Source organism: Streptomyces sp. RLB3-17 (assembly GCF_007113425.2).
Classification (GTDB): Bacteria; Actinomycetota; Actinomycetes; order Streptomycetales; family Streptomycetaceae; genus Streptomyces; species Streptomyces mirabilis_D.
In genome coordinates, this window is the sequence record NZ_CP041610.2 from 4610028 (window position 1) to 4623233 (window position 13206).

The 13206-nt window shown below is 68.1% G+C and carries 6 protein-coding genes; 5 read left to right on the forward strand and 1 reads right to left on the reverse strand.

Translation table 11 applies throughout. The annotated features are described in order from the left end of the window. Positions 1-146: 146 nt before the first annotated feature. The 5 genes from FNV62_RS21045 (at position 147) to drmB (ending at position 12281) form a co-directional block, all read left to right on the forward strand. Positions 147-290: a hypothetical protein gene (locus FNV62_RS21045; protein WP_164657637.1), complete on the forward strand. Its 144-nt coding sequence runs from the start codon at positions 147-149 to the stop codon at positions 288-290. Between the two features lie 207 nt (positions 291-497). After that, entirely contained in the window at positions 498-5261 is a 4764-nt protein-coding gene (locus tag FNV62_RS21050) for a DEAD/DEAH box helicase (protein ID WP_144315519.1), read from the forward strand. After that, entirely contained in the window at positions 5258-7162 is a 1905-nt protein-coding gene (locus tag FNV62_RS21055; protein WP_144315520.1) for a UvrD-helicase domain-containing protein, read from the forward strand. The genes FNV62_RS21050 and FNV62_RS21055 overlap by 4 nt, the downstream gene beginning before the upstream one ends. Further along, the gene (locus tag FNV62_RS21060) at positions 7159-10419 is read left to right on the forward strand and encodes a helicase-related protein (RefSeq protein ID WP_144315521.1); all 3261 of its coding nucleotides are present in this window, start codon (positions 7159-7161) and stop codon (positions 10417-10419) included. Before FNV62_RS21055 ends, FNV62_RS21060 begins: the two co-directional genes overlap by 4 nt. Next, on the forward strand, positions 10416-12281 hold the full coding sequence (drmB, locus tag FNV62_RS21065; protein WP_144315522.1) for a DUF1998 domain-containing protein: 1866 nt from the start codon (positions 10416-10418) through the stop codon (positions 12279-12281). Before FNV62_RS21060 ends, drmB begins: the two co-directional genes overlap by 4 nt. A gap of 159 nt (positions 12282-12440) precedes the next feature. On the opposite strand, the gene FNV62_RS21070 is transcribed toward drmB, so the two are convergent. Continuing rightward, positions 12441-13079, reverse strand: coding sequence for an ATP-binding protein (locus tag FNV62_RS21070; RefSeq protein ID WP_144315523.1), 639 nt, complete (start codon positions 13077-13079; stop codon positions 12441-12443). Positions 13080-13206 lie beyond the last annotated feature (127 nt).

Consider the following 13206-nt stretch of genomic DNA (forward strand, 5'->3'; position numbering starts at 1 on the left):
ACAAGAATCCCAATGGGGGATTCACTATCGATTTCATCCATTTTCGCGGGGGACGTGTGCCCAATTCACCCCTGTGCAACCTGAATAGGGGTGCGCCATTCATGATTGAGCAGGGATACAACGACTTCTTGTTTTCGTCTCGGGAAATGAGTTCATTCGAACTGGCAATCAACACGGCCAAGACCGAGGCCGAGGTGATGAAGATTCTCCAGGACTACGACCTGTCCGAGAAGGACTTTCCCGACGGCAGGATTCCCGGCCTGCCGCCGGACGAGTTCCCCACAACCTGAGCGAGGTAGCAAAGGGGCAGGTCACAGCCCCAAGCCGTCCCTCGACAGGCCCGAACCCCCCAACGCCTTCACGCTCCCCGAAGGCACTGCGCCGCCAATACACCAGCACACCACGACAGGCACGCGCGCCGGCTTCGACGAAGCCGGCGCGGCCGGCCCCATCGCTGAAATTTCACTCGGACTTTCACAACTCAGGAGTGCAAAGCAGTGCCGCCTTCGTCCTCTTCCGTAGTCCAAACCGTTCTCGAACAGTCCTCACGCGTCCTGCAGACTTACGCGGTGGACCCCGGTCTCGTGGCCGAGCACGCCAATGGTGAGCGCCGGATCACCCAGGGCGGATACGGCGATCGCCAGCTCTTTGAGCTCGTCCAGAACGCGGCAGACGAAATGGCCGACGAGTCGGGTGGACGGGTTAACATCATCCTCACGGACACCCATTTGTACTGCGCGAACGAGGGTAATCCGGTCACCCCTGAGGGCGCGGAGACAATTCTTCGAATGAGTATGTCGAAGAAGCGTGGAGGGCAGATCGGACGCTTCGGAGTAGGCGTCAAGTCGGTCCTCGTGGTAACCGACGCGCCTGAATTCTTCAGCAGCATGGGAAGTTTCGGATTCGACCGTGCCTGGTCGTACGAGCAGATCAAGGCCGTACCTGGCGTGACGGCGCGCTACGGCCCGGACTTCGACGCCCCCGTGCTGCGGATGGCCCGACCTCTCGACGTGCAGGCCGAGCGCGCTGCCGATCATGTCCTGAACGAGCTGCTGGACTGGGCCACCACCGTCGTTCGACTGCCCCTGCTCCCCAGAGCCGACGACCGGCTGGGCAGGGACATGCACGGCGGTCGTGCCAAGGACCACGGCGAGCCCCGCGAGGAATTCCCGGTGGGCTTCCAGCTGTTCTCCCCGCACGTCGCGAAGGTCGTGCTGGAGGACCGCCGGCCCCGGCCCGTGGCCCGACGTACGCTGACCACCCGGCAGACCGGCGACCTGCACACCGTCGTCGAGGAGCGGACCGGAAAGGCCGCCGCCATCGACCGGTGGCGCGTGTTCAGCACCACCCACGAGCCCGGTCCGAGTGCACGGGCGGATGCCGGAGAGCTGCACGACCGGCTTCTGCTCGACCTCGCCTGGGGTGTTCCGGCCCTGGAGAAGGACCCGGAGAGCGGCCTGTACGTCAGCCCGCGGTCGCGCGGACGCGGAAGATTCTGGTCCTTCTTCCCGACCAAGTACGAAATGTCGCTGAGCGGCATTCTCAACGGAGCCTGGAAGACCAACGAGGACAGGCAGAACCTGCTGGACTCCTCCCCCTTCAACCAAGAAATGATCAGGGTGTCGGCGAAGCTGGTCGTCGACTCCCTCCCCGCCCTGGCACCGGCCGAGGACCCGGCCGCCTACCTCCCCCTGCTGCCCGGCCGCGTCAAGGAGGCGATCAGCTGGGCCGACGAGTTTCTGACCAGGGAGGTCTGGGCCCGCACCACGGACCGCCCCTCGCTGCCCGACCAGGACGGCGTCCTGCGCGTCCCCACGCAACTCCGGATCCCCCCGCGGCTCGACAGGGACCTGAGGAAACTGTCCGGTTGGCTGCGGATGTGGAACGAGTGCCCCGGGCGCCCCTCGAACTGGCTGCACCCGAGCGCGGAGGCGGACGCCCTCCGTTCCGGCAAGGTCGAACACATCATCGGCGCGGCCGGACACGAACGGACCGGCGTCCGTGAGTGGCTGGAGGCCCTGGTCGAGAGCGGGACCCCCGAAGCATCTGCAGTGGCCATCCGAATCCTCGCGGACATGATCGAGGCCCACTCCCCCTACGCCGAGGAGGCCCGCACGGCCCACATCGTGCTCACCGAGGAGCACGGTCTCATCGCCCCCGTACACGGCAAGGTGTTCCGCCGCGCCGACCAGGGCGGGCTGCGCGAGGCACTGGTGTACGTGGTCGACAAACTGGCCGAGGATCCGTCGCTGGCTCACTCGCTCAACATCCTGGGCATTCGCGAGGCCGATGTCGAGGGCCGGTTCGTCAGCGTCCTCGACCAGGGTTTCGATCACTACAGCGACTCGGACTGGGAGCGGTTCTGGGAGCTGTTCCGTCAGGCGGGGGTGCGTCGCCTGGCCCACAAGGTCCTGGAGCGGGTGCCCACTGCGCGCTCGACGCTCCGGGTGCGGACCGCCGACGGCCGGTTCCGGCCGGTCGAGAACTGCATGCTGCCGGGTGCGGTCGTCGACGCGAAGCGCGATCCGAGCATCGCCGTCGACATGGCGTTCCACTCCGACGACACCCCGTTCTTCCCCCAGGTCGGTCTGCGGGAACGGCCGTCCGGCGGGGTGCAGCCCCGGGCGGACGAGGCATGGTTCGAGGAGTATCGCGCGGCCGTCCACGCCGCCTACCTGCGCGGCCTGGACAGTCGCGCCCCACGCCCCACGCTGAACCGGATGAAGGTCGAGGGCGCCGCGATCGGTGGCCCGCTCCACCTCTTCCGAGCTCTCTCCGAGGAATCACGCGCCGCCTTCCTGAAGGTGTTGCCCGACGACGCCGTGGTGGACAACTGGACGCTTCAGATCGGCGCGCAGACCAGTACTCGCCAGGCGGTGATCTCGCCGATCCGGTGGATGCTGAGGAAGTTCGGCACGGTGGCCACCTCCCAGGGGATCAAGCCGCTGAAGGAGGCCGTCGGCTCCCAGCTCGCCGGCTACCGGGACGTACTGCCGGTCGCGGACATCTCCCCCGAGAAGGCTCGCAGGCTACGGCTCCCGACCACCGTCGACGAAGTTCCCGCCGACCGTTGGGACGCGCTTCTCGACGAGGTCACCCACAGCGAAGACGACTCCTTCGTCGGCGCCACGTACGTGATGCTGACCCGGTTCGGCGCGGACTTCCCCGAGGACTCCCTGACCCGTTGCCGGATCGGCGAGGTCTGGGGCACCCGTCCCGACGACGAGATCACGATCGCCGTCGGAGCGGCTCAGTACCGGGCGCTCCGTGCCGAACAGCTCCCTGCGCTCCTCGTACCGACCGCCGAGGATGCCGAGCTGATGATCGAGAAGTGGGGGATGCTCCGCTACGCCGACGTGATCAGCCGGGAGACCCGCGAAGTACCGGAGGGTGACCCCGTGCCTCTGGTCGAGTTGTTCCCCGCTCTGCGGCAGCGCCTGAACAGCGGGCATCGGAACAGCATGGTGCAACGATGCAGCGAACTGGAGGAGGTCACCCGTACGCCGAACGGCACGCGCACCTCCCCCTTGGACGCCGTGCGCCAAGACGGCACCGTCAAGGTCCGCGTGCCTCTGGAGCCCGAGCCGATGCTGCGTCTCATCGACCGCGAACTCGGCCTCGGCCTCGGCGCCGCCGGTTGTCGCGCCGTCCTGGAGCACCAGGATCGCATTGCTCGTGACAGCGAACTGAGGGCGGCACAGAAGGCAGTACGCGAGGCCGCGGACGTGGTGGCCAAGATCGAGCTGCTGATCGGTGCCGACGCGCTCCGGGCCGGCCTCCCCGAGGGACTGATGGAGGCCGAGCTGCAGGCAGCCCACGGCGAGGAGGCGTCCGGACGCCGGGTGGCACAGATGGCGTTCAACGCGCACGGTGACGGAGTGCTCCAGCAGCACGCGCGCGACATCCAGGCGCGATTCCCCAACGCTCCGGTCTCGTACGGGGGTTCGTCGGCGGCCATCGCATTCGTCTCGGAGCTGAGGCTGCCTGTCGCGTTCGCCGGTTCGAGGACTCCGTCCCCGCCCGCGTTCGAGACCGTCGAGGGCCCTCGGGACTTCCCGAGTCTCCACGAGTACCAGGAGGACCTGGTACGGAACATCACCACGATGCTCGACCGGCTGGCCCCGCAGCGTGGCATGCTCTCCCTGCCGACCGGTGCGGGCAAGACCCGGGTCACCGCCGAGGCCGTAATCCGTTGGGTGAAGCGGGTCGGCGACCTCAAGGGTCCGCTGCTGTGGATCGCGCAGACCGAGGAGTTGTGCGAACAGGCTGTCCAGAGCTGGAAATTCGTCTGGAACAAGGTGGGTGCCGAGCGCCCGCTCACCATCAGCCGACTGTGGAGCACCAACGAGGTCGGGAACGTCGTCGACCACCCGCACCTGGTGGTCGCCACCGACGCCAAGCTGGAACGGTGCCTGGGCACCGACCAGTACGCCTGGCTGCGTGAGGCCGCGCTGGTGATCGTGGACGAGGCGCACACCGCCACCTCCAAGCGGTACACCGAGATCCTGAGCCAGTTGGGACTCACCCAGTACGAGACCGGCCGGCATCTCCTCGGCCTGACCGCCACCCCGTTCCGTAACCGCAACGAGGAGGAGACCCGCCGTCTGGCCGGCCGCTTCGGCAATCGACGACTCGACGAAGGGGTCTTCCCGTCGGGCGATCCCTACCACGATCTCCAGGACTGGGGGATGCTCGCCCAGGTCGAGCACCGCACCCTTGAGGGCGGCCGTATCGAACTCACCCGGGACGAGAAGACGCACGCCGATCGCATGGCCATGCTCTCCCGCTCCGCCGAACAGCGGCTCGCCGACGACCACGCGCGCAGTCGACGCATCGTCGACTCGGTAGCCGAACTGCCCGACGACTGGCCGACGTTGCTCTTCGCCACCTCCGTCGACCACGCCAAGTACCTGGCGGCCATGCTCAACGACCGGGGTGTCCGGTCCGCCGCCGTGGACTCGACGACCAGTGCGCAGGACCGTCGTACTCGCATCGAGAACTTCCGAAGCGGACGTATCCGGGTCCTCACCAACTACGGTGTGCTCACCCAGGGATTCGACGCGCCGGCCACTCGTGCCGTGGTCGTGGCCCGGCCGGTCTTCAGCACCAACGTGTACCAGCAGATGATCGGTCGCGGCCTGCGCGGACCACGGAACGGCGGCAAGGAAAGCTGTCTGATCCTCAACATCAGCGACAACATCACCAACTTCGACACCGACCTCGCCTTCAATGAGTTCGAGCACCTCTGGAGCCGGAAGTGACCGACGCCTACCAGGACAGCCCCCCGCTCACCGACGAGCAACTGGCCGTGGTCGAGCAGCCTTGGGACGCTCGTGTCCTGGTCACCGCGGGCGCCGGTGCCGGAAAGACCCACACCCTGGTACGTCGACTCGACGCGCTGTGCGGTCACGAGGACCCCGAACAGGCGCTGGAGGCGGCCGAGATCCTGGTGCTCACCTTCTCCCGAGCCGCCGCCCGAGAGCTGCGCGAACGGATCTCCCGGCACGGGGAAAGAGCCCACCGGGTACGTGCCCGTACGTTCGACGCGTGGGCCTATGAGGTGCTCCTCCAGGCGCATCCGGACAGCGAGTGGGGAGAGGTCGGCTTCGACGAGCGGATCGCCGCCGCGGCCCGCGCGATCGAGAAGGGCGCGCTGGAGATCGGCGACGCGGTCTCGCCCGCCCATGTCGTGATCGACGAGGTGCAGGACCTGCTGGGTGGGCGCCGCGAGCTGGTGGAGACACTTCTCGACCGGTACCAGGACAGCTGCGGCTTTACCGTCGTCGGCGACGCCGCCCAGTCCGTGTACGGCTTCCAGATCGCGGACCTGGGCGAACGCGCCGACGAGACCGGTCGGTTCTTCGACTGGCTGCGCTGCTCCTACCCCGACGACCTCGTGGAACTGCGTCTCACCCAGAACTTCCGCGCTACCACCGCCGAGGCCCGGGTCGCCCTGGCGCACGGCCCCCTTCTCCAGCAGGTCACCGACCCGGACGAGGCCGGGAGGCTCTACGACGAACTGCGTGACCTTCTTTTGGATCCGGCGAACGGCTTGGGCGACCTCGACGGCGAGTTCACTCTGGGCGGCCTGCGGGACCTCTCCGACACCTGCGCCGTCCTCACCCGTGACAACCAACAGGCCCTCGTGATCTCCGGCCTGCTGCACGCGCACGGCATCGACCACCGGCTGCGGCGCCCGCTGGAGGAGCGTCCGGTGCCGTACTGGGTGGCCGAGCTGCTGCGCCGCACGGAGGCGACCGGCCTCACCGAGGACCGGTTCAGCACCCTCCTCTCGGAGATCCCTCTCCCATACGAACCGAACGCCGCCGCCCTGTGGACTGTGCTGCGTCGGGTCGCGCGAGGAGCGGGTCGTGGGGTGCTCGATCTGGACCGGCTGCGCCGTGCTGTCGCCGACGGCAGGTTCCCCGATGAAGTGGCCGACCCGGAGACCTCCCGGATCGTCCTCTCGACGGTGCACCGGGCCAAGGGCCTGGAGTTCGACCGGGTGATCGTCCTGACGCCACCGACCCTCGCCGAGTTCCACAAGCGATACCAGGACGAGTTGGATCTTCCCGCCGAAGCCCGCGCCCTGTACGTGGCGATGACGCGCGCCCGCCAGGACCTGTATCACGCGGCGCCTCCCCAACTGCCGCACTTCAAGCGGGCGGGGAGTCAGCGCCACGGCCGTCGCTATCTCGGGTCGTGGCGGTCGTACGACAGGTACGGGATCGTCGCCGAGGCGGGCGACGTGTGCCGGGACAACCCACCCGGCCATCAGACCGACGCTGTCGCCACCCAGGCGTATCTCCTGGAACAGGTGCGTCCCGGCCAGGAGGTGCTGCTGCGCAAGCGCCACGACCTGCCGATGAGCGAGGTCGAGAGCCCGCCGTACGCCCTGATGCACGACGGAAAGGAGATCGGGGAGGCCTCGCAGCGGTTCCGCGAGGATCTTTTCCAGGTACAGAAGGTGAACCGCGCCTGGGACCCTTGGTGGCCCGACGAGATCCACGACCTGCGGATCGACACCCTGGAGACCGTGACCGGCAGCACCGCCGCCGGCACGAACGCCGGACTCGGTGAGCGAGGCGTGTGGATCGCGCCGCGGATCACCGGCATCGGCCGGTTCCGGAGAGCCGACGACTACGAGGAGCAGTGCGCATGACGCAGGTGGCAGGCCCACACTCCGAGCACTACCGGGTCCGGGACGAGGAACTCCTGGTGGGGCTCCGCCGTGAACTCCTGGGCCCCGCCGAGGAAGCCGAGCCGGACGATCGCGGCGAGGTTCTCACCCAGGACGCGCCGATCGACCGCTACCTGACCGGCGTGCTGTATCCGCGTGCCGCGGACAGGGCGGCGAAGGAACGGAAGGACGAGGATGCCGCCGAGCAGGAAGGCCTCGACGCCGCCCCTGTGCTCACCCGCGAAGACATCGAAGAGTCCGGCACCGCGCAGGAGGTCGGTGCTGCGGGAGACAGGCGTCCTTCCTCGATGGGTCTCACCTTCGCAGTCCGCCCGACCAGAAGCAGTACTTCGATCGTGGTCTCTGCCCGCGCGGCCGTCTACGAACCCACCGACGCCGACGGCAGGCCCGTCCCGGCCCGCCGCGCCGAGGCCCGTACCACCGCCGACCAGCGGGAGCAGTGGCGGCGCAAGGAACTCTCCTTCCCCGACCAGCACATCGACGTCACCCTTCCCGATCCGAAGAAGACGTTCAAGCTCGCCCCGGAAGCCTCGTTGCACGTCAACGTCCGGCGCTTCGATCCGATCACCGACACGGTCACGGTCACGGTCACTCTGATCAATACGCAGAAAGTCGGCGAGCGAGATCTCCAGGACGCCTTCTCCCTGTTCCAGTGCGGCCTGACGGTCCGGGCCGCCGACGGCTCCACCGCGTTCGTCGAGCGTCCTGCCCCGGCCGCCGCCCACGACCGAGAGATCGCCACGAGTCGGTTGCTGCACCGCCACGCCCCGACCTTCGCGGTCGGCCACGGCTGCGCCGCCGAGTGGGACTGGACTCCCCAGCCGATCGGTATGACCGAAGCCGAACCACCCGCCGTCCCCGAGGTGCGAAGCCAGTTCGTGCCCACGGTAGAGGTGCTGCTGACCGACTCCAACCCGGAGATCGACAGCTCGGCACTGTCGATGCTGGGGCTGGCCGAGCAGTCCGATACCGAGGTCCTGGCCGCTCTGGACGGGCTGGCCACAGGGTACGAACACTGGATCGACCGCAAGTCGGACGAGGCGGACGCTCTGGCGGGCACCATCCACGAGAAGCCCGCACGGGACCAGGTGAGCGCCTGCCGCGAGGCACTCGACCGTATCCGTGAAGGCATCGAGCTGCTGCGGACCAAGCCCGATGTCATGCGCGCTTTCCGCCTCGCGAACCACGCCATGGCGGACCAGCGCGCCCGCAGCAAGTGGGTGAAGGACGGACGCGTCGGCGCCCCCGCCCCGGCCGCCGGCCGCTGGCGCCCCTTCCAGATCGCGTTCCTGCTGCTCTGCCTGGCCGGCATCGACGACCGTGCGCACGACGATCGGCAGGTGTCCGACCTGCTGTGGTTCCCCACCGGTGGTGGCAAGACAGAGGCCTACCTCGGGTTGATCGCCCTCACGTCGTTCCTGCGTCGCATCCGCAAGGGTGCGGACGGTGGCGGTGTCACCGTCCTCATGCGCTACACGCTGCGGCTGCTCACCCTCCAGCAGTTCGAGCGGGCGGCGATTCTGCTCTGCGCCATGGAGCACATGCGACGCCGGACGCCCGAGTTGGGCCATGAGGAGTTCTCCGTCGGCATGTGGGTGGGACGTTCGGCCACCCCCAACACGCTTGCCGTGGCGGGTCTGAAGCTCGACGAACTGCGGAAAAACCTCGCCAAGCGCCTCGCCACGGAGAATCCCGTCCAGTTGCACGCCTGCCCCTGGTGCGGGACACGCCTCGACGCACGGAACTACGAAGTCGACGAAGACGCCAAGCGGATGCACGTCCGCTGCCCCGGCGCGGGCTGCGACTTCGCGGAGGGCCTGCCCGTCCACCTGATCGACGAGGCGGTGTATGACGCGCGACCGACCCTGGTGATCGCCACCGTCGACAAGTTCGCGTCGATGCCATGGCGTCCCGCGACCTCCGCGCTTTTCAACCGCGACGACGACCCGGAGGACGGCACCCCGCCCCCGGAACTGATCGTCCAGGACGAACTGCATCTGATCTCAGGCCCGTTGGGAACCCTCACCGGCCTGTACGAAACCGCCGTGGACGCCCTCGCCGGCCAGCCCAAAGTGATCGCCTCCACAGCAACCATCCGTCGCGCCGCCGACCAGGGACGCCACCTCTTCGCCCGCAAAGTACGGCAGTTCCCGCCCGCCGGTCTGGATGCCCGCGACTCGTGGTTCGCCGTGGAGACACCGCGCGACGAGAAGGCGAGCCGCCGCTACGTCGGCCTCCTGGCCCCCGGCACCAGCCAGTCCACCCTGCTGATCCGCACGTACGCAACCCTGCTGCATCGGGCCAAGCAGGCGCAGACCGATGAAGAGGTGCGCGACGCGTACTGGAGTCTCGTCGGCTACTTCAACAGCCTCCGGCTGCTGTCCGCGGCCGAACTCCAGGTCCATGACGACGTGGTGGCCTATCTGGAGCTGCTTGCCGAGCGCGAGGGGGTGGAGGTCCGCTCGGTCGCCAACAACTCGGAACTGACGAGCCGTATCGACGCCAGCGAGATCCCCACCCGCCTCAAGGGCATCGAGAAGCGGCTGCCCGACGAGGACACCGTGGACGTCCTCCTGGCCACCAACATGATCGCGGTCGGCGTCGACGTGGATCGCCTCGGCCTCATGGCCGTGATGGGTCAGCCACAGACGACCGCCGAGTACATCCAGGCGACCAGCCGCGTCGGCCGCGCGCACCCCGGCCTGGTCACGGTCATGCTCAACTCGACACGGTCCCGGGACCGTTCCCACTACGAGAGCTTCCAGCACTTCCACTCGGCCCTGTACCGCGAGGTCGAGTCCACCTCTGTCACTCCGTTCTCCGCCCGCGCCCGTGACCGGGGCCTGCACGCGGTGATCGTCGCCCTCGCCCGCATCATGATCCCCGCCGCCCGACCCAACGAGGGCGCCGGCCAGGTCGAGTCCTATGAACACGTGCTCCGGGGCCGCATCAAGTCGATCCTCCTGGAACGCGTCGAGGCGGTCACCCCGGAGGAGACCGACGCCGTGTCCCGGGCCTTCGACGAGTTCGTCGAGTGGTGGTGCAAGGAAGCCGACATCCAGAGCGGCCTGCTGTTCGAACCTCAAAGGGGCCGTCGTACCCCTTCGCTCCTGAAGGCGTACGACGACGAGTCCGAGGATGTCCAGGCATGGTCCACGTTGTGGAGCCTGCGCGACGTCGACGCCGAGTCCGCCCTGTTCATGGAGGGAACCCGATGACCCCGCCTCCCGCCCGCCGCCGCCGGACCGGCACGAACGGCGCTGCCCCCGCCCACAACCTTCCGCGGCGCGGCGCGGTCCGCCGCGCCCAGGCGATCACTACGTACGGCGTCGGGTCGCTCATCGCCGTCGACCATGAGTCCTTCATCGTCTCGGGGCTCGACGAGGCCGAGCAGAGCTGGAGTCGTGACGAGTCCCCACGGATCCACGAACGGCGCTTGGCCCGGCTGCTCGACGTCGACTACTTCCGGCTGCCGCCCGCTTCTGACGACACCAGCAGGGACGGTCTCCGGGTCCGGCGGTTCCCCTTGATGCATTCCTGCCCGGAGTGCAACGACCTGCAGCGGCACCGCGACTTCAACCCGCCCGCCGGTAGAAGCGTCTGCGGCACGTGTGAGGTCGACCTGGTCCCCTCCCGTTTCGTCGTCGCGTGCGAGGCCGGACACCTCGGCGAGTTTCCGTACTGGCAGTGGGTTCACCGCTCCAAAGACCGTGGTGCCTCGCCGGCGGCACAGTGCGGGGGAAAGCTCAAGCTGCGCACGTCCGGGCACACTTCCTCGCTCCGCTCCATCCTGGTCTCCTGCACCTGTGGGCAAGCTCCAGAGGTCTCGATGGAGGGATCCTTCCGCAGGAACGCGCTCAAGGACCTGGGCCTCAAGTGCCGAGGCCCCCGTCCATGGCTCGGTGCCGCTGCCCCCGCTCAGGAGTGTGGACTTCCCCTGCGCACATTGCAGCGTGGCTCTTCGGCGGTATGGCAGCCGGTGCTGAAGTCGGCGCTCTCCATCCCACCGTGGAGCGACGGCCGAGCGGATCCGCTCGCCGAACACTGGGACGCGCTTCGTGAGTACGACGAGCGCGAGCATGTCGAGATCTACCTCAAAGGTGTTTTCAAGGGAAAATGTCCTGTACCGCTGGACGAGGTGATGGCGCTGCTCGACGCAGAGCTCGAGGAGGACCCCGATGGTGAGGCGGCTCCCACCTTCGACCACCGCTACCGCGCCCTGCGCAACAAGGAGTACGAGCGTCTTCGCTCGGGCAACGACGAGAGCGAGCACACCCGCGACGAACAGTTCGTCTGCGAGACCCCACTGGGCGACCAGGGCGTGCTCGATCCACTCGGCGTCACCGGCCCGATGCTGGTCAAGAAGCTTCGCGAGGTGCGCGCCCTGAAGGCGTTCACCCGACTCATCGACGCCGAGTCGACGACCGACTCCAAGGAGATGCCACTGTCCGAACGCCCCCTGCGCTGGCTCCCGGCCATGGAGGTGCGGGGCGAGGGAGTCTTCCTCCGCCTGGACGAGAACCGACTGGACGCCTGGGAGAAGGCCCCGGCGGTGGCGGCCCGGATCGAACGGATGCGTACCGCCCACCAGCGGGTGCTGGAGCAACGGGCCGACGACCCGAGCCGGGTCGTCCCCTCCCCCGCCACCCCGCGCATGGTGCTGCTGCACACCCTGGCCCACGTCCTCATCAACGAGTGGAGCCTGGAGGCGGGGTACCCGGCCGCGTCCCTGCGCGAGCGCCTGTACGCCGCCGACGACATGGCCGGGGTACTCATCTACACGGCGACGAGCGACTCCGCGGGCAGTCTGGGTGGTCTGGTCGCTCAAGGTGAGCCGGAGATTCTCGATCGCACGGTCCGTTCGGCCGTCCGCCGTGCCGAGTGGTGTTCCTCGGACCCGCTCTGCATGGAGACCGAGGCGTCCGGCGCCGGCGGAATCAACCTGGCGGCCTGCCACGCCTGCGTGATGCTCCCGGAGACGAGCTGCGAACACAACAACATCCTGTTGGACCGCGCGCTGCTCGTCGGCACCCCGGAAGATCCTCATCTCGGCTTCTTCGCGAACATAGTGTCCGGCTGAGATCCGGGCCGTTCGCCGGCCATGCACCATCCCGATGGGACCCGGCACCGGCGCGGAGCTGACATTCCGTTGCCGGTTCCCACCATTGCGGCCGCACAGGTGGCTTTCCTCGGACCTTGGCGCTGCGCTCCTGCGTCGGGAGCTCGACCTTCGGGCCAATTAGCACACCGGGCCGTTCAGTTCGGCGTCATAGCGGGACTGGGCGCGGTCCAAGACATCGTCCACGTCACAGCCGTGCGCCCGAAGCCAGTGAAGGAAGTCCGTGATGACCGTGATCACCGACTCCTCGGCCACAACCCTCCCCAGTCTTCCCGCCCCGGACAGTCGGGGCGGTCTCGCATTCGCGCACAGCCCCAGCAAGGCCTCGGCCCGCAGCACCCCGGGGCCCTCCGCATGACCGTTCGGCGATGCGAGACCCGTCGCCAGCTCGCACCACGTAACCTTCCTGTCGGGGCGGAGCTGGACACCCCACCGTGCGGCGACCGCGTCGATGAGGGCCATGCCCCGCCCGGACTCGGACTCGACATTCGCGTCGAGGAGCGTGGGTAGGGCGCGCGTGTCGGGGTCATGGACTTCGATGCGCAGATGAACGCCGTTCATCGAGACCGCGAGCGTCGCCGGGGTGCCCGTGCCGACGTGCGTGATGATGTTGGACACCAGCTCACTCACACAGAGCTGGGCCGCGTCGGTGACCTCGTGCAGGCCCCACACCCCCAGGTGCAGCCGCATGAGGCGGCGCAAGGCAGCCACTTCCTCGGGTTCCGCGGTGAAGTCCAGGTCCCACGGCTTCCGTGACATACACGCTTCCTGAATCACGAAGACCCCTCTCGTCGCATGCCATCTCCACATGATCAGCGGAGCGTCACACACCCTCACGGTGAGTTGCGTCGTGAACCAGAGTGACGCGAGCACATCCCGGCGTGCA